Source organism: Aeromonas rivipollensis (assembly GCF_037811135.1).
GTDB lineage: Bacteria > Pseudomonadota > Gammaproteobacteria > Enterobacterales > Aeromonadaceae > Aeromonas > Aeromonas rivipollensis.
This window is the reverse complement of record NZ_CP149130.1, coordinates 168,001-189,002: the sequence shown is the minus strand read 5'-3', so window position 1 is coordinate 189,002 and position 21,002 is coordinate 168,001. Positions and strand designations below refer to the sequence as shown.

The 21,002-nt window shown below is 65.8% G+C and carries 17 protein-coding genes; 15 read left to right on the top strand and 2 right to left on the bottom strand.

Translation table 11 applies throughout. From position 1 onward, the window contains the following. Positions 1–16 precede the first annotated feature (16 nt). On the bottom strand, positions 17–583 hold the full coding sequence (locus WIR04_RS00860) for an LON peptidase substrate-binding domain-containing protein (RefSeq protein ID WP_025328694.1): 567 nt from the start codon (positions 581–583) through the stop codon (positions 17–19). Positions 584–897: 314 nt separating this feature from the next. On the opposite strand from WIR04_RS00860, the gene argS reads away from it, so the two are divergent. The 4 genes from argS (at position 898) to hslU (ending at position 5,604) form a co-directional block, all read left to right on the top strand. Next, positions 898–2,643: an arginine--tRNA ligase gene (gene argS, locus WIR04_RS00855; protein ID WP_338889796.1), complete on the top strand. Its 1,746-nt coding sequence runs from the start codon at positions 898–900 to the stop codon at positions 2,641–2,643. 3 nt (positions 2,644–2,646) lie between these two features. Then, positions 2,647–3,486, top strand: coding sequence for an SPOR domain-containing protein (locus WIR04_RS00850; protein WP_161507696.1), 840 nt, complete (start codon positions 2,647–2,649; stop codon positions 3,484–3,486). A gap of 187 nt (positions 3,487–3,673) precedes the next feature. After that, positions 3,674–4,207, top strand: coding sequence for an ATP-dependent protease subunit HslV (gene hslV / locus WIR04_RS00845; protein ID WP_025328697.1), 534 nt, complete (start codon positions 3,674–3,676; stop codon positions 4,205–4,207). A 68-nt stretch (positions 4,208–4,275) separates the two neighbouring features. Continuing rightward, entirely contained in the window at positions 4,276–5,604 is a 1,329-nt protein-coding gene (hslU, locus tag WIR04_RS00840; protein ID WP_005328414.1) for an HslU--HslV peptidase ATPase subunit, read from the top strand. A gap of 68 nt (positions 5,605–5,672) precedes the next feature. Here the strand turns inward: hslU and WIR04_RS00835 are convergent, their stop codons facing one another. Then, positions 5,673–7,061, bottom strand: a complete 1,389-nt coding sequence (locus tag WIR04_RS00835) for an MFS transporter (RefSeq protein WP_338889787.1) — start codon at positions 7,059–7,061, stop codon at positions 5,673–5,675. A 186-nt stretch (positions 7,062–7,247) separates the two neighbouring features. Between WIR04_RS00835 and WIR04_RS00830 the strand changes: the two genes are divergently transcribed. The 11 genes from WIR04_RS00830 to mgtE all read left to right on the top strand — a co-directional run bounded on the left by WIR04_RS00830 (position 7,248) and on the right by mgtE (position 20,901). Next, positions 7,248–8,168: a LysR family transcriptional regulator gene (locus WIR04_RS00830; RefSeq protein WP_338892419.1), complete on the top strand. Its 921-nt coding sequence runs from the start codon at positions 7,248–7,250 to the stop codon at positions 8,166–8,168. Positions 8,169–8,394: 226 nt separating this feature from the next. Next, positions 8,395–9,027, top strand: coding sequence for a TetR/AcrR family transcriptional regulator (locus WIR04_RS00825; RefSeq protein WP_307765682.1), 633 nt, complete (start codon positions 8,395–8,397; stop codon positions 9,025–9,027). Beyond that, entirely contained in the window at positions 9,024–9,992 is a 969-nt protein-coding gene (gene hlyD, locus WIR04_RS00820) for a secretion protein HlyD (RefSeq protein WP_338889783.1), read from the top strand. Before WIR04_RS00825 ends, hlyD begins: the two co-directional genes overlap by 4 nt. Further along, on the top strand, positions 9,989–11,743 hold the full coding sequence (locus WIR04_RS00815; protein WP_338889781.1) for an ATP-binding cassette domain-containing protein: 1,755 nt from the start codon (positions 9,989–9,991) through the stop codon (positions 11,741–11,743). Before hlyD ends, WIR04_RS00815 begins: the two co-directional genes overlap by 4 nt. Next, complete coding sequence (locus WIR04_RS00810; RefSeq protein WP_338889779.1) at positions 11,740–12,849, top strand: ABC transporter permease; 1,110 nt, start codon at positions 11,740–11,742, stop codon at positions 12,847–12,849. Before WIR04_RS00815 ends, WIR04_RS00810 begins: the two co-directional genes overlap by 4 nt. 4 nt (positions 12,850–12,853) lie before the next feature. After that, positions 12,854–13,942, top strand: coding sequence for an ABC transporter permease (locus WIR04_RS00805; protein ID WP_338889777.1), 1,089 nt, complete (start codon positions 12,854–12,856; stop codon positions 13,940–13,942). Between the two features lie 244 nt (positions 13,943–14,186). Next, the gene (nirB, locus tag WIR04_RS00800; RefSeq protein WP_338889775.1) at positions 14,187–16,733 is read left to right on the top strand and encodes a nitrite reductase large subunit NirB; all 2,547 of its coding nucleotides are present in this window, start codon (positions 14,187–14,189) and stop codon (positions 16,731–16,733) included. Continuing rightward, on the top strand, positions 16,733–17,050 hold the full coding sequence (gene nirD / locus WIR04_RS00795; protein ID WP_338889773.1) for a nitrite reductase small subunit NirD: 318 nt from the start codon (positions 16,733–16,735) through the stop codon (positions 17,048–17,050). The genes nirB and nirD overlap by 1 nt, the downstream gene beginning before the upstream one ends. 51 nt (positions 17,051–17,101) lie before the next feature. Continuing rightward, positions 17,102–17,914 (top strand): nitrite transporter NirC, encoded by an 813-nt coding sequence (nirC, locus tag WIR04_RS00790; RefSeq protein ID WP_338889771.1) that lies wholly within the window; start codon positions 17,102–17,104, stop codon positions 17,912–17,914. A gap of 12 nt (positions 17,915–17,926) precedes the next feature. Beyond that, on the top strand, positions 17,927–19,333 hold the full coding sequence (cysG, locus tag WIR04_RS00785) for a siroheme synthase CysG (protein WP_338889769.1): 1,407 nt from the start codon (positions 17,927–17,929) through the stop codon (positions 19,331–19,333). Positions 19,334–19,476: 143 nt separating this feature from the next. Beyond that, the gene (gene mgtE / locus WIR04_RS00780) at positions 19,477–20,901 is read left to right on the top strand and encodes a magnesium transporter (RefSeq protein WP_338889767.1); all 1,425 of its coding nucleotides are present in this window, start codon (positions 19,477–19,479) and stop codon (positions 20,899–20,901) included. The last annotated feature ends 101 nt before the right edge of the window (positions 20,902–21,002 follow it).

Below are 21,002 nucleotides of genomic sequence, written 5' to 3'. Positions count from 1 at the left end.
CACCGGGGACGGGAATTCAGTGGCTCGCGACCAGCAGGCCGCTCAGCAGGGAGAGGGCGGGCTGGTTATCCTTGGCCGCGACCAGCCACTGCTTCTGCTCCACCGGGATGGGCAGTACCTCCAGCCAGCGCTGGGCTACCCAGCTGGCGTCGTCCCAGTCGGGCTCGGGGTAGAGGGCAGCGTATTCCGGGTAGTCGTTGAACACATCCTGCAGCGCCTTGGCCAGGGTGTGCTGGTCGGCCTTGAGCCGGCCGCTCTGCCAGGGGGGCAGCGGCTCCACCTCGCCGACCCGCAGGCCGTCAGGCTCCTGCCACAGATCGACTATCCTGACCCGCTCCACCCCGAGCACTGTGATGCCGAGCAGGCCATCCGGCAGCAGATCGAAATCGATGATCCGCACCCGGGTGGCGATGGGATACATGTTGCGCATGGCGTCGGGCTGGCGGGGGTCCAGCATGCAGAGCGCAAACTCCCGCTCCCGCACCTCGGCTATCATGCGCTGATACCTGGGCTCGAAGATGCGCAGCGGCATGATGCCACCGGGCAGCAGGTGGGCGGAGAGTGGAAACAGCACCAGTGTCATCGGGATCGTCCTCTAGCGACTTCCTCTAAGGATACGACCGCCGGACGGCGCGGGATCATTCAGACCAAATTGGAATAAATAACCCCTTAACAATCAGGGGAAAATAGCCTGGACAAGCCGCTTCGATATGCAGTAGAAATGGATAACCACCACTTATTCAAATCAATATTCTGCAATGTGGTGGAAAACGCAGTGAAATATCCGCCACCCCTAGGGGGTCGGGCCATTCCTATAGTTTTCTCGGCCCGATGCGGGTAAAATTCACGCCCTTATCCAGTCAGTCATTTTTCGACGCGCAACCTCGGTGGTCAGTTATGAAAGAGCATATTCATCATCTACTTGAACAAACGGTAGCCAATCTCAAGTCCGCGGGCGTCTTGCCGGCCGACCTGGAAGCCCGGGTGCAAGTAGACCGATGCAAGGAGAAGGCTCACGGCGACCTGGCCACCAACCTGGCCATGCTGCTGGCCAAACCGGCCCGCAAGAACCCCCGTGAGCTGGCCGCTGCCATCATTGAGCACCTGCCCGCCTCCGATCTGATCGCCAAGGTCGAGATCGCCGGTCCCGGCTTCATCAACTTCTTCTTCGACCCGAGCTGGCTGGCCGGTCAGGTGGAAGCCATGGTGACCAGTGCCAACGCCAACGTGAAGCTGCCCGCGCCACAAACAGTGGTGGTGGACTACTCGGCGCCGAACGTGGCCAAGGAGATGGCGGTGCACCACATCCGCTCCACCGTCCTCGGTGACGTGGCCGCCCGCGCCCTGGAGTTCCTCGGCCACAAGGTGGTGCGTGCCAACCACATCGGCGACTGGGGTACCCAGTTCGGCATGCTGATCGCCTACCTGGAGAAGATGGCCAACGAACACGCCTCCGACATGGAGCTCAAAGACCTGGAAGCCTTCTACACCCAGGCCAAGCGTCACTACGACGAAGACGAAGCCTTCGCCGAGCGCGCGCGCAACTACGTGGTCAAACTGCAGGGTGGCGATGAGTACTGCCGCACCATGTGGAAGAAGCTGGTCGACATGACCATGGAGCAGAACCAGCGCAACTACGACCGCCTGAACATCTCCCTGTCCAACAAGGACATCATGGGCGAGTCCATGTACAACGACATGCTGCCCCAGATAGTGGCCGACCTGAAGGCCAAGGGCCTGGCGGTCGAGAGCGAAGGGGCCACCGTGGTCTTCCTCGACGAGTTCAAGAACAAGGATGGCGAGCCCATGGGCGTCATCATCCAGAAGAGCGATGGCGGCTTCCTCTACACCACCACCGACATCGCCTGTGCCAAGTACCGTTATGAAAACCTGGGCGCCGACCGTGTCATGTACTTCATCGACTCCCGTCAGCACCAGCACCTGATGCAAGCCTGGACCATCACCCGCAAGGCGGGCTATGTGCCGGAATCCGTACCGCTTGAGCACCACGCCTTCGGCATGATGCTGGGCAAGGACGGCCGTCCCTACAAGACCCGCTCCGGCGGCACCGTCAAGCTGGTCGATCTGCTGAACGAAGCCGAAGAGCGCGCCAGTGCCCTGCTGGAGAGCCGCAACAGCGACCTCTCTGCCGAAGAGAAGGCCAAGGTGGTCCACGCCATCGCCATGGGCGCGGTCAAGTATGCGGATCTCTCCAAGAACCGCACCACCGACTACATCTTCGACTGGGACATGATGCTGTCGTTCGAAGGCAACACTGCTCCTTACCTGCAGTACGCCTACACCCGCATCCAGTCCATCTTCCGCAAGGCGAACATCGATGCCGAGGCCCTGACCGGCCACGTGACCCTGAACGAAGAGGCCGAAGAGGTGCTGGCCCAGAAGCTGATCCAGTTCTCCGACGCGGTCAACGGCGTGGCGGACAAGGGCATGCCGCACCTGCTGTGCACCTATCTGTACGAGCTGTCCGGCAACTTCATGACCTTCTACGAAGCCTGCCCGATCAACAAGGACGGCGTGGACGAAGCGACCCGCAACAGCCGCCTGCTGCTGTGCGCCGCCACCGCTAAGGTGCTCAAGCTGGGCCTGGGCGTGCTGGGCATATACACCCTGGAGCGCATGTAATAGATGGCGACCCGGGATTACGTCGGCAACAGCCCGAGACGACGGGCCGGTGGTCGTAACATCAAGAAAGCGGCACCTCGCCGCTTTCCTGTTATCCCGGCACTGCTGGCCGGGGCCCTGGTCGTCGGCTTTGGCGCCTTCCTTTACCTGATCAACGGCAAGGGGGCTGATGCCCCCACCATCGAAGAGCAGGTGAAGGCCAACAAACCCAAGGCACAGGGCAATACCCTGCCCCAGGAGAAGTGGAGCTACATCGAACGGCTGGAGAACAAGCAGGTGGACATCATAGAGCCGCCGCCCCAGCCGGGCGTGCTGCCGCCACCGCCTGCCGAGACCCTCACCCTGCAACCCGAGAAGCTGCCGCAGCCGGTACCGACCGAGATCCCCCAACCCGGGACCCCCCTCGGTCAGGTGAAGCCCTTCCAGCCGCAACCGGTGCAACCGACCAAGCCGGCCACCGGTGCCCCGGTCGCCAGCGCCCAAGAGCAGGTGATCAACCAGAAGGCCGAGCGTGAGCGGATGGAGCGGGAGATCCGTGCCGAGCTGGAGCGGGAGCGTGCCGAGGCCGCCAAGGCCAAGGCGGCGACCCAGACGGCGGCAGCCGACGGTGGTCGCTACATGATGCAGTGCGCCGCCCTGCGCTCGCAGGATTCCGCCGAATCGCTCAAGGCGCGCATCGCCTTCGGTGCCGGCCTCTCCTCCAGCCTGCAGGTGGTCAATGGCGCCAATGGCACCGTCTACAAGGTGATGGTGGGGCCCTTCAGCGGCAAGGCGGCCGTCGATGCGGCCAACCGCAAGCTGCAAGGCTCCGGCATCAGCGGCTGCATTCCCAAGAAAGGCTAGCCACAGAGCCAAACAGGAAGGGCCGGGGGACAACCTCGGCCCTTCTCCTTTCGACTCCCCTCTCCCTCGCCGACATGGCCTCCCCCTTTCTCCCGACAACAGGCAGGCTTGAAAAGCCGGTTTGCCATCCCCATCTTTCTTGCCATGCACAGTCCGGCCGTCATTCGGCTCAAGCGAGGTAAGTAAAGTGACTACCATAGTTTCCGTCCGCCGCAACGGCCAGGTCGTGATCGGCGGTGATGGCCAGGTCTCCCTCGGCAACACCGTCATGAAGGGCAACGCCCGCAAGGTTCATCGTCTCTACAACGGCAAGGTGCTGGCAGGTTTTGCCGGCGGCACCGCCGACGCCTTCACCCTGCTCGAGCGCTTCGAAGCCAAACTGCAGGCCCATCAGGGCAACCTGGAACGCGCCGCAGTGGCGCTGGCCAAGGACTGGCGCACCGATCGCGCCCTGCGCCGCCTCGAGGCCCTGCTGGCCGTGGCCGATGAGCACAAATCCTTCATCATCACCGGCAACGGTGACGTGGTGCAGCCGGAGCATGACCTGATCGCCATCGGCAGCGGCGGCAACTTCGCCCAGTCCGCCGCCATCGCCCTGCTGGAAAACACCGATCTGGATGCCAGGACCATAGTCGAGAAGTCCCTCAAGATTGCGGGCGACATCTGCGTCTTCACCAACGGCAACCACACCATCGAAGTGCTGGACTACAGCGCCAAGTAAGGACGCCCGTCAGCCAACTCATTCTCCAAGGGGTGGGCCCTGCCCGCCCCGGATACAGGAACTCCATCATGTCCGAGATGACCCCGAGAGAAATCGTCCACGAGCTGGACAGACACATCATCGGTCAGGCCGATGCCAAGCGTGCGGTGGCCGTGGCCCTGCGCAACCGCTGGCGCCGGATGCAGCTCAGCGAAGAGATGCGCCATGAAGTGACCCCGAAAAACATCCTGATGATAGGCCCGACCGGGGTCGGCAAGACCGAGATCGCCCGTCGTCTGGCCAAGCTCGCCAACGCCCCCTTCATCAAGGTGGAAGCGACCAAGTTCACCGAAGTGGGCTATGTGGGCAAGGAAGTGGACAGCATCATCCGCGATCTCACCGATGTCGCCATCAAGCTGGTGCGCGAGACCGAGATGGAGAAGATGAAATACCGCGCCGAGGAAGCCGCCGAGGAGCGCATCCTCGACGCCCTGCTGCCGAACCCGCGCAACAGCTGGGGCGAGGAGGAGAAGGCCGACAACTCCAACACCCGCCAGATCTTCCGCAAGAAACTGCGGGAAGGTCAGCTGGATGACAAGGAGATCGAGCTGGATCTGGCCGCCACCCCCATGGGCGTCGACATCATGACCCCGCCGGGCATGGAAGAGATGGCCAACCAGCTGCAGGGGCTGTTCCAGAACCTCGGCCAGCAGCAGAAGAAGAAGCGCAAGATCAAGGTCAAGGAGGCCATGAAGGCGCTGATCGAAGAGGAAGCGGCCCGCCTGGTCAACCCGGAAGAGCTGAAGCAAAAAGCGATCGCCGCAGTCGAGAACAACGGCATCGTCTTCCTCGACGAGATCGACAAGATCTGCAAGCGCGGCGAGAGCTCGGGCCCCGATGTCTCCCGTGAAGGGGTACAGCGCGACCTGCTGCCGCTGGTGGAAGGTTGCACCGTCAACACCAAGCACGGCATGGTCAAGACAGACCACATACTGTTCGTCGCCTCCGGCGCCTTCCAGGTGGCCCGTCCGTCGGACCTCATCCCCGAGCTGCAGGGTCGCCTGCCGATCCGGGTCGAGCTAACCGCACTGACTACCCATGACTTCGAGCGGATCCTGACCGAGCCGAACGCCTCCCTGACCGATCAGTACCAGGCGCTGATGGCTACCGAAGGGGTCAAGATCGAGTTCACCCAGGACGGCATCCGCCGTCTGGCCGAGGCGGCCTGGCAGGTCAACGAGCGCACCGAGAACATAGGCGCCCGCCGCCTGCACACAGTGATGGAACGGCTGATGGAAGACATCTCCTACGACGCCTCCGAGAAGTCCGGCGAGACCTTCGTCATCGACACCGACTACGTCAACGCCCACCTCGGCGCCCTGATCGAGGACGAGGATCTGAGCCGCTACATTCTGTAAGCGCGCCCCTCCCGTTAAACAAACGCCTCCCTTCGGGGAGGCGTTTTTGTATGCGTTTCTGCTCCAGCTCAGGTGCTGACCAGCACCCCCTCCCGGCGGCGACCCACCAGCCAGAGCGCCAGGCCAATCAGCAGGGCGCTCAGGGCGAAGAGGGCCCGGGTGCCAAACAGCAGCTCGCTGGCCAGGGTCAGGCCCTGCTCTCCCACCAGGGCGGCGAACAGGCCGCCGAGCCCGGCCACCCCGGTCAACTGGCCCAGATTGCGCGACAGGGTCAGCAGACCGGCCACGGCGCCCCGGGTCTGCTCACTCGCCCCGCCCACCACGGCACTGTTGTTGGCGGTCTGGAACAGGGCATAACCGGCGGTCAGCAGCAGTATGGGCAGCAGGTAGCCGAGCGGGCCGAACTGCCCCGCCGCCCCGGCCAGGCCGAGGGCCGCAGTCCCCATGACGGCCAGCCCCAGCCGGACCACCGGCCGCGCGCCCAGCCTGTCCACCAGCCAGCCGGCGGGCATGCCCGTCAGGGCCGCCAGCAGGGGCCCGCCCGATATCATCAGGCCGACAGTCCCGAGACTGAGACCGAAGACGCCCCTCAGGTAGAAGGGGCCTATGAGCAGGGTCAGCACCATGACGCTGGCCACCAGGGCGCTGGCGACAAGGCCGTCGCGCAGCCCCGGGGCCCCCAGCAGCGCCAGCGGCAACAGGGGTACAGGGGCACGGCGCTCGCGGCGAACGAACGAGGCAGTGACCAGCAGGGCCCCCGCCCCCCACCAGAGAGCCAGGGCGCCCCCCAGGGTCAGCGCCAGGCCGTAGCAGAGCAGGGCAGCCACCAGCAGTGACAGGCTCACGAAGTTCATCCCCTCCTTCTGTGGCGGGGAGCCGTCCCGGGGCAAGCCGAGCCAGGCACAACCCAGCGCCAGCAGGCTAAGGGGCACCAGCAGCAGGAAGGGGGCCTGCCAGCCAAAGCCGGCCGTCAGCATGCCGCCAAAGGAGGGGCCGAGCGCAGTGCCGCAGGCCGACAGGGTACCGAGCAGCCCCATACCCCAGCCCCGCCGCGCCGGCGGCACCAGCTGACCCACCATGGCCAGCGCCAGGGAGAGCATGCAGGCCGCAGCGACCCCCTGCAGGGCACGGGCCCCGATCAGCCAGCCTATGGTCGGCGCCAGGGCGCATAGCAACGAGGCCAGCGCAAAGAGCCCCAGCCCCAGAAGCAGCAGACGATGCCGACCGAACCTGTCCCCCAGTCGGCCAGCCACCACCGTCAGGCAGGTGATCCCCAGCAGATAGGCCACCAGCACCCACTGCAGGCTGGCAAAGGGCACCGCAAAGGCCTGCCCCAGGGCAGGCAGCACCATGTTGGCCAGACTCCCCCCCAACATGGGCAGCAGGGTGGCGAGGCCGAGCGCCAGCAGGCCGAGGCGGCGAGCGGCAGGGGTTGGGAGGGGCTTGGGTTCTGACATGGCACTGTCTCCGGCAGAGGATGATGCCACAAGGCTAGCGGGGGGCATGAGCTGGCGGAAGACGCACGACTTGCAGCTTATAGCTGCATGAGACGCCATATGAAAATCGGGGTTCTCGCGTATGATGAAGCCAACCGACCGTCATGGGTCATCACCCGGGATCCCCGGCTCGGCGAGGGCAATGCCATGAACACCCCCGACTTCAATCTGCTGCTGACCCTGGATGCCCTGCTGGACGAGGGCAGCGTGGCCGGTGCCGCCAGGCGACTCTCCTTGAGCCCCTCCGCCATGAGCCGGGCCCTGGCCAGGCTGCGCGAGACCACGGGTGACCCCCTGCTGGTCAGGGCTGGCCGGGGTCTGGTGCCCACGCCGCGTGCCCTGGCCCTGCGCGCCCAGGTCAGCCAGCTGGTGCAGGACGCGCACGCCGTGCTGCGCCCCCAGCAGGAGATAGACCCGGCCCGGCTGGTGCGCACCTTCCGCCTGAGATCCAGCGACGGCTTCGTGGAGGCGGTCGGCCCTGCCCTGCTGGCGCGACTCGCCGCCGAGGCCCCCGGGGTCAGGCTGCACTTTCTGGCCAAGCCCGACAAGGGGAGCGGCCCCCTGCGCAGCGGCGAGCTGGATTTCGAAACCGGCGTCATAGGTGCAGAGACGGCGCCCGAGCTGCGTACCCAGGCGCTGTTTCAGGACCACTTCGTCGCCGTGGTGCGTCCGGGCCACCCCCTGTGCGAGGGCTCCCTGACCGCCCCCCGCTATGCCGCCGCCCACCACATATTGGTGTCGCGGCGCGGGCTGGAGCAGGGTCCCATAGACGAGGCCCTGGCACACCTCGGCCTGGCACGGGAGGCGGCGACCTTGGTCCCCGGCTTTGCCACTGCCCTGGCCCTGGTGCGAGGCAGCGACCTGGTGGCGACAGTGCCCGAACGGCACTGCACCGCCCTGCACGCCGATCTGGTGACCCTGCCCCTGCCCTTCCCGCTGGCAGGGATCAGGGTCGCCCTGATCTGGCACCCCAGTCAGGACGCCGACCCGGCTCACCGCTGGCTGCGCACTCTCATCCGCGAGACCTGCGCCCAGGCCCCCTATGGAGTGGACATCAGGGACAGCTGATCCCCCCGGCGGCAGACAAATCCACCTCCTGGCCGCCCGGGGAGCAGGGCGCGGCAGCCCGGGATCCCGAGGGCTCCGGCCCGCTGCATCCGCCTTTTCCCTCCGTCACACAGAGCAGCGAGGCGCCGCTCACCCCTTGTTCAAAAAAGATCGACCCGCCCCCTTCCCTAGAATTTATACGAGCGTATAATTCAGATCAAAATCTGTGCAACAGGAGCGCTACTAGATGCACCCCACTCGTCAAAAACTGCTCGATACGGGCCTTGCGATCGCCACCGACAAGGGGCTGCGCGGCCTCACTGTGCGCGAGCTGGCGGCGGCGGCCGAGGTCAATCTCGGCACTTTCGTCTACCACTTCGGCAACCGCGACGCCTTCATCGACGAGCTGGTGGAGCTCTGGTACGCCCCCCTCTTTGATGAGCTCAAGGCGGTGGCTGCCCGCGGCACCTACCCCTCTGCCCTGGCGACCTTCGAAGCCACCATGGTGGCGGTGATCGCCCTGGTGGCGCGCCAGCGCAGCTTCATCAATCACCTGTTTGGCGATGCCCTGGCCGGCGAGAACGCGGCCCAGCGCTTTCTGCTGAGCCTGCCACGCCGCCACCCCCTGCTGCTGCTCGAGCAGGTCCAGAAGGCGCAGGCGGAGGGATCCCTGGTGGCGGGCAACCCGTTGCAGCTGATGATCTTCATCATGGGCTCCGTCGGTCTGCCCCTGGTGATCGCCGGTGGCGGTCGCCAGCTCGGCTGGCTGCCTCCGGAGGCGGCGCCGTTTTTGTCCCAGATAGACAGCCCCGAGGCCGCCCGGCAACGCCTGGTATGGGCCCTGCGCGGCCTGCGCCGCTCCGAAGGAGATCCCGCATGAAACAACGCATCGCCATCCTGGCCGTGCTGCTGACCCTGCTCAGTGGCTACCTCTGGTGGCAGGGCCGCCCGGCCGACGGCTCCATCCTCTACGGCAACGTCGACATCCGCGATGTGAATCTGGCATTCAGGGTCGGCGGCAGGGTCAGCGAGGTGCTGGTCGATGAGGGGGACGCCATCAAGGCGGGTCAGCCGCTGGCCCGTCTCGATCCCGTGCCCCTTGCCCACCAGCGCGACAGCGCCCGCGCCAATCTGGCCGCGATCGAAGCGGCCAACGCCTTGATGCACAAGGGGTATCGCAGGGAAGAGACTGACAGGGCTCGGGCCGAGCTGGCCGCCGCCGAGGCGGCCGCCCTCGAGGCAGAGCAGCAGTGGCGTCGCCAGAGTGCGCTGGCGGCGACCGGCGCCATCTCCCGTGGCCAGCTCGACAGCGCCCGCTCCCAGCGGGATCAGACCCAGGCCCAGGTGCGCTCCGCCCGCGAGCAGCTCGGCCAGCTCGAGACCGGCTACCGTCCGGAGGAGATAGCCCAGTCCGATGCCCAGCTGCAAGGGGCCAAGGCGGCGCTGGCCAGCGCCGAACTGGCGCTCGCCGACGCCGTGCTGACAGCCCCGAGCGACGGCATCCTCCTCACCCGCGCCATCGAGACCGGCAGCATGGTGCAGCCGGGGGCTACCGCCTTCAACCTCTCGCTGACAGCGCCGGTCTGGGTGCGTGCCTATGTGGAGGAGCCCTGGCTCGGCCACTTCCCGAGCGGTGCCAGGGTGACCCTGACCACTGACTCCAGGCCGGACAAGCCCTATCAGGGGGTGGTGGGCTTTGTCTCCCCCACCGCCGAGTTCACCCCCAAATCCGTGGAGACGCCGGATCTTCGCACTCACCTGGTCTACCGGCTGCGCATAGTGGTGCAGGATCCTGACTCCGCCCTGCGCCAGGGGATGCCGGTCACCGTCAGGCTGCAGCCATGAACGCCGCCATCCAGCTCGCCGGGCTCACCAAGCGCTTCGGCGAACGGGTGGCCCTCAACGCCATCTCAGCCACCATTCCGACCGGCGGCATCACGGGCCTGGTAGGGCCGGACGGAGCGGGCAAGAGCACACTGCTGCGCCTGCTGGCCGGTCTGCTGGTACCGGAGGCCGGGGAAATCCGGGTGCTGGGGCTGGATCCGGTGCGCGAGGGGGATGCCCTGCGTCAGCGGCTGGGCTACATGCCCCAGCAGTTCGGGCTCTACGAGGATCTCAGCGTGCAGGAGAACCTCATCCTCTATGCTGACTTGCGCGGGGTGCTGGAGCCAGAGCGCAGCCCCACCTTTGCGCGCCTGCTCGCCTTCACCGATCTCGCCCGCTTCACCGCACGGCCGGCGGGCAAGCTGTCGGGGGGGATGAAGCAGAAGCTGGGGCTGGCCTGCGCCCTGCTCGGCACCCCGGACGTGCTGCTGCTCGACGAGCCCGGGGTCGGGGTCGATCCCATCTCCCGCCGCGCCCTCTGGAAGATGGTGCGCGAGCTGGCCCAGGGAGGCATGACGGTGCTCTGGAGCACCGCCTACCTCGATGAGGCTGAGCTGTGCGACCACGTGCTGCTGATGGCGGACGGCGAGCTGCGCACCAGCGGCACCCCGGCGGATCTCATGGGCGCCATGGCGAGCCGCTGCTGGCTGCTGGAAGCCGGAGAACTGGACGGCCGTGAGCGGCGCGCCCTGCTGCGTCGGGCGCTGGCTCACCCCGCGGTGATGGACGGCACTGTGGCGGGGGAGCGGGTGCGCCTGCTGCTGCACCCGGACCAGATGCCGCCTCCCCTGGCGGAGCTCAGCCTCTCGGAGGGTGGCTTCGTACCGACCCCTGCGCGGCTCGAAGATGCCTTTATCGATCTGCTGGGGGGCGGCCCGGGTGGGGAATCCAGCCTGGCGCAGCTGATGCGCGAGGCCAGCCTGCCCGAGGGGGTATCACCGGAGGCGGTGATCGAGGCGCGCAGCCTCACCAAGCGTTTTGGCGATTTCACCGCCACCGACGACGTCAGCTTCGCGGTGCGCCGGGGGGAGATCTTCGGCTTGCTCGGCCCCAACGGCGCGGGCAAGTCCACCACCTTCAAGATGGAGTGCGGCCTGCTGCGCCCAAGCAGCGGGCAGGCACTGGTGACCGGCATCGATCTGGCCCGCAGCCCCTCGGCGGCGCGTCAGCACCTCGGCTACATGGCCCAGAAGTTCTCCCTCTACAAGCAGCTCACCGTGGCCCAGAACCTGTCGTTCTTCGCCGGTATCTACGGCCTGTTCGGTCGCCAGCAGCAGACGCGCATCGACGCCATGGTGAAGGCGTTCACCCTCGGCTCCTGGCTCGACCAGCAGACGGAATCCCTGCCCCTTGGCCTGCGCCAGCGCCTCTCCCTCGCCTGCGCCCTGCTCCACGAGCCGCCGCTGCTGTTCCTCGACGAGCCTACCTCAGGGGTCGATCCTGTGACCCGGCGGGAGTTCTGGTCCCACATCAACGCCCTGGCCGATCACGGGGTCACAGTGCTGGTCACCACCCACTTCATGGACGAGGCGGAGTACTGCGACCGCATCGCCCTCATCTACCGCGGTCGCCTGCTGGCGCTCGGCACCCCGGACGAACTCAAGGCCAGTGCCGCCGGGGGGGTCACCCTCTCCTTACCAACCTCTTCATTACCAACGATGGAAGAGGCCTTCATCACCCTGGTCGAGCAGGCCAGCGAGGAGGAAGCATGAGCATCAACCGCCGCCGTTTGCTGGCCCTGTGCCACAAGGAGTCCCTGCAAATAGTGCGCGACCCCAGCAGCATCCTCATCGCCTTCATCATGCCTGTGGTGCTGCTGGTGGTGATGGGCTACGCCATCAACCTGGACGTGGACCACCTGCGACTCGGCATCTGGCGCACCGACGGCGGCGCACCGGCCATCCGCCTCGAACAGGCCCTGCGCGGCTCGAACGCCCTTGAGGTGCAGGACGGTTCGAGCAAGGAGGCGCTGCTCGGCAGCCTGGAGCGCGGCGAGATCCGCGGCCTGCTGGTGATCGACGAGGGGTTCTCCCGTGCCATGGCGGGCCAGGGCGGCAGCACCCCCAGGGTCTTGCTGCTCACCGACGGCTCCGAACCCAACACGGCAAACTTCGTCACCAACTACGTGCAGGGGATCTGGCAGGGATGGCTCGCCAGGGAGGGAGTCTCCCTGCCGGTGGCGGTGGAGAGCCGCGCCTGGTTCAACCCGGCGCTGGTGAGCCGCAACTTCCTGGTGCCCGGGTCCATCGCCGTGGTGATGACCATCATAGGCGCCCTGCTCACCTCCCTGGTGGTGGCCCGGGAGTGGGAGCGCGGCACCATGGAGGCGCTGCTCGCCACCCCGGTGACCAAGACAGAGCTGCTGCTCTCCAAGCTGTTGCCCTACTACGGACTCGGCATCGCCGCCATGCTCATCTGCCTGCTCTTCTCGGTGGCGGTGATGGGGGTGCCCTGGCGCGGCTCGCTGATCTCCCTGTTCATGCTCACCACCCTGTTTCTCGGCAGCGCCCTCGGGCTCGGGCTCTTTCTCTCCACAGTGATGCGCAGCCAGTTCAACGCCGCCCAGGCCGCGCTGACGGCGGCGTTTCTGCCGGCCATGATGCTCTCGGGTTTCGTGTTCGAAATCGCCAGCATGCCGCCGCTGCTGCGAGCCATCACGCACCTGATCCCGGCCCGCTACTTCGCGAGCTCGTTGCAGACCCTCTACCAGGCGGGCAACGTGCTTTCCATCCTGCTGGTCAACGGCGTCTGCCTGTTGCTGCTGGCCGCCTTCTGGCTGGCCCTCACCGCCCGCAAGACGCGGCGCACCCTGGAGTGACCCCATGCTGATCCGACTCTGGTGGCTGATCCGAAAAGAGTTGCAGGCCCTGATGGGCAATACCCAGGGACGCTTCCTGCTCATCATGCCGGTGCTGCTGCAAACGGCCCTCTTCCCCTTCGCCGCCACCCTGGAGGTGACCGGCAACACCCTGGCCATCTACGACCAGGATGGGGGGGCGCAGAGCCGGGAGCTCATCGAACGCCTCACCCACATGCCCGCCTTCACCACTGTGATGCCGGTGGCGGGCGAGGCTGGGATGACAGATGCCATCACCGGGCAGCAGGCCCTGATCGGTCTCATCATCCCGCAGGATTTCTCCCGCCGCCTGGCCAGGGGCGAACAGGCCAAACTGCAGCTCATCATCGACGGGCGCCGCTCCAACGGGGGGCAGGTGGCGGCAGGCTACATCAATCAGGTGATCGCCCGCTGGCAGAGCGAGGGCAAGGGGCTGCCTACGCTCACGGTGCGCCACCTCTACAACCCCAACATAGAGTTCAGCTGGCACATACTGCCCTCCCTGGTGGCCATCATCACCACCATAGGCTGCCTCATCGTCACCGCCCTGTCGGTGGCGCGGGAGCGGGAAGAGGGCACCTTCGACCAGTTGCTGGTCTCCCCCCTCACCGCGGTCTGGATCATGGCGGGCAAAGCGGTACCCGGCATTCTGGTGGCGGTGGGCCAGGGCACCATAGTCGCGCTGGCGGCCCGCTTCCTCTATCAGGTGCCGTTTGGCGGCAGCACCACGCTGCTGATGGCGGGCATGGTCTGCTACGGCCTGGCGCTGGCGGGGATAGGGCTCTTCGTCTCGTCCCTCTGTTCGACCCAGCAGCAGGCGTTTCTCGGGGTCTTCTCCTTCATGGTGCCGGCGGTGATCCTCTCCGGCTATGTCTCCCCCATCGAGAACATGCCGCTGTTGTTCCAGTGGCTGGCGGTCATCGACCCCCTCAGCCATTTCATCCTGCTGCTCAAGGGGGTCTTCCTCAAGGATCTCGGCTGGTCGGCGGCCTGGCCCCTGCTCTGGCCCCTGCTCGCCATCGCCGGCGTCACCCTCTCCCTGGCGCTGGCCATGTTCCGCCGCCATATCGCCTGATGACCCGGCCCCTGCCAGGGGTCGGCCTCTTGCCCCCCATGCCGGAACTCGACCGGGGCCAGCGGCCGCGCCGGGCACGGAAACCGTCAACTGGTATACCTATTTATGTATAAATTTGAATTTCCTCGAATTACCCCTGAGGAGATATATAAATAGACACTTGATTTGCATCAATCGACCGCCCCCGCCGACTGGGTAGCCTAGCCTCAGAATGATGTTTTATTACTCCAAACTTGAGGCAACTATGAGCAAAGTCAGACTGGTCGTTGTGGGCAACGGCATGGTGGGGCACCGCTTCATCGAAGAGTTGATCGAGCGATCCGATCCGGACCGGTTCGAGATCACCGTCTTCGGTGCAGAACCCCGTCCCGCCTACGATCGCGTCCATCTCTCCTCCTACTTCTCCCATCACACCAGCGAAGATCTCTCCCTCGTCAAACCTGGTTTCTACGACAAGCACGGCATCCGCCTGCTGCTCGGCGAAGCGGTGAAAAAAATCGACAGGGCAGCCCTCGAAGTGCACTCCAACAAGGGCACTGTGGTCGGCTATGACAAGCTGGTGCTGGCCACCGGTTCCTACCCCTGGGTGCCGCCCATCCAGGGCAGTCAGCACCACGAGTGCTTCGTCTACCGCACCATCGAGGATCTGAAGGCCATCCGCAGCGCCGCCAGGAGCGGCAAGAGCGGGGTGGTGATCGGGGGTGGCCTGCTCGGCCTCGAAGCCGCCGGCGCCCTCAAGGCGCTGGGTCTCGAGACCCACGTGGTGGAGTTTGCTCCGGTGCTAATGGCCGAGCAGCTCGACGGCCAGGGCGGCCAGCTGCTGCGCCGCAAAATCGAATCCATGGGCGTGCAGGTGCACACCAGCAAGAGCACCAGCGAGATCCTGATGCACGGCGGCCGCGACGCCCAGCACCGCCTCGCCTTTGCCGACGGCAGCCAGCTGGAAGTAGACGTGGTGGTCTTCTCCACCGGCATCCGCCCGCAGGATACCCTGGGCCGTTACTGTGAACTTGCCATTGCCGACCGTGGCGGCGTGCTGATCGACGATCACTGCCTCACCTCCGATCCCGACATCTACGCCATCGGCGAGTGCGCAGCCTGGCAGGGCCGCTTCTTCGGGCTGGTGGCGCCGGGCTACAAGATGGCCCAGATCACCGTCGACCATCTGCTCGGCGGCGACAGCCGCTTCGAAGGGGCGGACATGAGCGCCAAGCTGAAACTGCTCGGCGTCTCCGTCGGCTCCATCGGTGATGCCCATGGCCGCACCCCGGGCAGCCACAGCTATGTGTTCCAGGACGATCAGGCTGGCGTCTACAAGAAGATAGTGGTGAGCGAGGACAACAGCCGATTGCTCGGCGCCGTGCTGGTGGGTGACGTGGACGACTACGGCAACCTGCAGCAGATGATGCTCAACGCCCTGCCGCTGCCGAGCCACCCGGACACCCTGATCCTGCCCGCCTACGCCGGTGCCAAACCGACCCTGGGGGTGGATGCCCTGCCGGAGAGCGCCCAGATCTGCTCCTGCTTCGATGTCTCCAAGGGCGACATCGCCAAGGCGGTGGCCGAGGGTCACACCACGCTGGCCGCCATCAAGCAGCACACCAAGGCCGGTACCGGCTGTGGCGGCTGCGTGCCGCTCATCAGCCAGGTGCTCAACGCCGAGCTGGTGAAGCAGGGCATCGAGGTCAACAACCACCTCTGCGGCCACTTCCCCCATTCCCGCCAGGAGCTGTTCCACCTGGTCAAGGTGGAGGGGATCAAGAGCTTCGACGAGCTGCTGGCCAAGCACGGCCACGGCCATGGCTGCGAGGTGTGCAAGCCCACCGTCGGCTCCATCCTCGCCTCCTGCTGGAACGACTATGTGCTGAGCCCGCTCAACACCCAGCTGCAGGACACCAACGACATCTTCCTCGGCAACATGCAAAAGGACGGCAGCTACTCCGTCATACCGCGCATGGCCGGCGGTGAAGTGACCCCGGAAGGGCTGCTGGCGGTGGCCGAAGTGGCCCGCGACTACAAGCTCTACACCAAGATCACCGGCGCCCAGCGCATCGGCCTGTTCGGAGCCCAGAAGGATGATCTGCCCGCCATCTGGCGCAAACTGCTGGCGGCCGGTTTCGAGACCGGTCAGGCCTACGCCAAGGCGCTGCGCATGGCCAAGACCTGCGTCGGCAGCACCTGGTGCCGCTTTGGCGTGCAGGACAGCGTCGGCCTCGGGGTCTTCCTCGAGAATCGCTACAAGGGTATTCGCACCCCCCACAAGATGAAGTTCGGCGTCTCCGGTTGTACCCGTGAATGTGCGGAAGCCCAAGGTAAGGATGTCGGCATCATCGCCACCGACGCGGGCTGGAACCTCTATGTGGGCGGCAACGGCGGCATGAAACCGCGCCACGCCGACCTGCTGGCCTCCGACCTCGACCGCGAGACCCTGATCAAGCTGATCGACCGCTTTATGATGTTCTACGTCACCAGCGCCGACAAACTGCAGCGCACCTCGGTCTGGCTCGGCAACCTGGAGGGCGGAGTCGACTACCTGCGCGAAGTGATAGTCGACGACAAGCTGGGATTGGCCGACACCCTGGAGCGCGATATCCAGACCCTGATCGACAGCTACGAGTGCGAATGGTCGCGCACCCTCAACGAAGAGGAAGCGCTCAAGCGCTTCAGCCACTTCATCAACAGCGACAAGCGCGACCCGGACGTGCAGTTCGTCACCGAGCGCGACCAGCACAGACCTGCCACCCCGGCCGAGCGCATTCCCGTCTACCAGATCGACATGGAGGCAAAGTGATGAAACTCGCATGCCAACTCAATGACATATTCCCAGGCACCGGCGTCTGCGCCCTGATCGAGGGTCGTCAGATAGCGCTGTTCCGCCCGAGCGACGCGGCCGAGGTGTTCGCCATCGACAACCGGGACCCCTTCTTCGCCGCCAACGTGTTGTCGCGCGGCATAGTCGGTGAACACGAGGGTGAGCTCTGGGTCGCCAGCCCCCTCAAGAAGCAGCACTTTCGCCTGAGCGACGGCCACTGCCTCGAAAACGCAGCCATGTCCGTGCAGAGCTACCCAGTCGAAGTGCGCGACCAGCAGGTCTGGGTCGCCGTCTAACACCATGAATATCAGGGCTGCCTGCGGGCGGCCCCTCTAAAGAGAATCAACATGTATACCGACAGCATCAACAAGTGCGCCGCCAACGCGGCCCGCATCAACCGCTTCGAGCGGGATGACAAGCTCGGCTTCTGGCTCAGCTCCGCCATGGCAGGGGCCTATGTGGGCCTGGGCATCATCCTTATCTTCACCCTGGGCAACCTGGTTGATCCCAGCGTGCGTCCGCTGGTGATGGGGGCCACCTTCGGCATAGCCCTGACCCTGGTTGTCATCGCCGGCTCCGAGCTGTTCACCGGCCACACCATGTTCCTCACCTTCGGGGTGAAGACGGGCAAGATTGCCATGGGGGATCTGCTGCGCATCCTGCCCCAGACCTGGGCCGGCAACCTGCTCGGATCCATCGCGGTGGCGCTGATCTACTCCTACGGCGGCAGTCTGCTGCCGGACGCGGGCAGCCTGGCCCACAAGGTGGCGCTGGCCAAGACCCAGGCACCGGCCCTGACCCTGTTCATGAAGGGCGTGCTGTGTAACTGGCTGGTCTGCCTCGCCATCTGGATGGCGCTGCGCACCGAGGGCGCGGCCAAGTTCATCGCCATCTGGTGGTGCCTGCTGGCCTTCATCGCCTCCGGCTACGAGCACTCGGTCGCCAACATGACCCTGTTCGCCCTCTCCTGGTTCGGTGCTCACTCAGACGCCTATACCCTGGGCGGCATAGGCCACAACCTGCTGTGGGTGACCCTCGGCAATACCGTCTCCGGCGCCCTCTTCATGGGTCTGGGCTACTGGTATGCCACCCCCAAGGCGGAGCGACCGGTTGCCGTGAGCGACGCCACCACTACTGCCAGCCAGACCCAAACCGCCTGATCCGGAGGCCCCATGGACTACTTGCCCATCTTTTGCCGACTCGACAACAAACCCGTGCTGCTGGTTGGCGGCGGTGAGGTGGCGGCGCGCAAGGCGCGCCTGCTGCTGGATGCCGGTGCCCGGCTGACCCTGGTCTCCCCCGCCCTCGACCCCGAGCTGGCGACCCTTGCCGCTGACGGTGAGATAGAGTGGCTGGCGACCGAATTCGAGCCGGCTCAGCTGGCGGGCAAGTGGCTGGTGGTGGCCGCCACCGACAGGCGCGAGGTCAACGCCCTGGTCTACCAGAGCGCGAACCTGGCGAGGATCTTTGCGAACGTGGTGGATGACCCCAAACGCTCCAGCTTCATCATGCCGTCCATCATCGACCGCTCGCCGCTGATGGTCGCCATCTCCTCCGGTGGCAAGGCGCCGGTGCTGGCCCGTTTGCTGCGGGAAAAACTCGAGGCCCTGCTGCCGCAGCATCTGGGCGCCGTGGCGACCTTCGCCGGCAGCCTGCGGGATCGGGTCAAGGCCCGTTTCGCCAGCATGGGAGAGCGACGCCAGTTCTGGGAACGGCTGCTCGGAGCCGACCGGCTCGGGCAGGCGCTGGCGCGGGGGGATCACGCCTCTGCCCACCAGCTGGCCGACAGCCTGTTTGCCGATGAAAGCCAGAGCGCTGGCGAGGTGGTGCTGGTGGGGGCAGGCCCCGGCGATCCCGGCCTGCTCACCCTGCACGCCCTGCGCCAGATGCAGCAGGCGGACCTGGTGGTCTATGACAGGCTGGTCTCGGACGAGGTGATGGCGCTGGTGCGACGGGATGCCAGGCGCATCTTCGTCGGCAAACAGGCGGGCAACCACTGCGTGCCCCAGGAGGGCATCAACCAACTGTTGCTGGACGAGGCGAAGAAGGGGCAGCGGGTGGTACGGCTGAAGGGGGGCGACCCCTTCATCTTCGGTCGCGGCGGCGAGGAGCTGGAGACGCTGGTGGGCAGCGGCGTGGGCTTTCAGGTGGTGCCGGGGATCACGGCGGCGAGTGGCTGCGCCGCCTACGCGGGCATTCCCCTGACCCACCGGGATCACGCCCAGAGCGTGCGCTTCGTCACCGCTCACGGCAAGGGCGGTGCCCGGGATCTCGACTGGCCGCTGCTGGCCCGGGATCGGCAGACCCTGGTGTTCTACATGGGGCTATCAAGCTGCGCCACCATCCGCGAGCAACTGCTGGCCCACGGCAAGGGGGGCGACACCCCGGTGGCACTGATCGAGCGCGGCACCCAGCCGAGCCAGCGGGTCATTCGTGGCACCCTGGACCAGTTGCCGGAGCTGGCCATCGGCGTCGAGAGCCCGGCCCTCATCATGGTGGGATCCGTGGTGACCCTGGCCGACCAGCTCGCCTGGTTCGGCCAGGGCAATGACGCAGCGCGGATCGCGGCATCGGCCTGAGGCTACGTCCAACACCAGTATTGAAAGCGCCACCTTGGGGTGGCGTTTCTTTATCCTGCATTTACTGTCATAACCTCTTGTTTTGAATTTGGTATCCTATGGAGCAAGGCCATCCGGCCAACCGAATTCAGGAATCTTGTTGCATGTCTCTCCCCCCCAAGAACAGCGCCAAACAGCGTGAACACGACAGAGCCCGCATCCTCACCCTGCTGCTGGCCGACGATGCCCTCACCGACAGCCTGCTCGATCCCCAAGGGGTGCAGGACGCCGAGCTCCGGGATCAGACCAGCGAGCTGACGCGTCTGGTCAACAGCCTGCCGGCCGCCGACGTCGCCGATGCGCTGGAGTCACTGCCGCCGGACGAGCGCCATGTACTCTGGCAGCAGGTAGACCCGGAGCGCCACGGCCAGATCCTGGTCGAGGCGTCCGAGACGGTGTGGGACAGCCTCATCAGCGGCATGAGCGACAAGGCGCTGCTGCACGCCCTGCGCACCCTCGACATAGACGATCAGATATATCTGGGCCAATACCTGCCCCGCAATCTGATGGGCCGGCTGCTCACCTCCATGGCCCCCGACCAGCGCGACCGGGTGCGGGAGGTGATCCGCTACGGCAAGCACACTGTCGGCGCCATGATGGACTTCGAGCTGATCACGGTGCGGGCGGACATAAGCCTGGCGACTGTGCAGCGCTATCTGCGCCAGCTCGGCAAGATCCCCGCCAACACCGACAAGCTGTTCGTCACCGACAGACGCAACCGGCTGCAGGGGGAGCTGCCCCTCACCACAGTGCTGCTGCACAAGCCGGATACCAGGGTGGAAGACGTGATGGAGAAGAACCCCGTCACCTTCGATCCGGAAGACAACGACGAGGCGGCGGCTCGTACCTTCGAGCGGGACGATCTCGTCTCCGCCGCCGTGGTAGATGCCAAGGGCAAGCTGATGGGGCGGCTCACCGTCGCCGAAGTGGTGGACCTGGTCTATGAGGAGAGCGACACCGATCTGCGCCGCATGGGGGGGATCAGCGAGGAAGAAGACGTGTTCGCCCCTGTCGCCAAGGCGGTCAAGACCCGCTGGGCCTGGCTCGCCCTCAACCTCTGTACCGCCTTCGTGGCCTCCCGGGTCATAGGCCTGTTCGAGCACAGCATCTCGCAGCTGGTGGCGCTGGCGGCCCTGATGCCCATAGTCGCGGGGATTGGCGGCAACACAGGCAACCAGACCATCACCATGATAGTGCGGGCTCTGGCGCTGCAGCACATCCAGCCGGGCAACGTCTCCTTCCTGCTGTGGCGGGAGCTGGGAGTGGCGCTGATCAACGGCCTGGTGTGGGGCGGCACCATGGGGGTCGCTACCTACTTCCTCTATCAGGATGCGGCCCTGGGCGCCGTCATGACGCTCGCCATGGTGCTGAACCTGCTGGTCGCGGCCCTGATGGGGGTCATCATCCCCATGACCATGAGTCGGCTGGGGCGAGATCCGGCGGTGGGGGCCAGCGTGATGATCACCGCCATCACCGACACCGGCGGCTTCTTCATCTTCCTCGGCCTCGCGACCCTGTTCCTGCTCTAGCCCCAGATGGCTGCCACCAGGGTGCCCGGCCCCCTAGTGGCCTCAGACAGCGGCAGCCCCGAATGGCAGGCCCTTGTCCTACATAGGAAATCAGGGGGCGC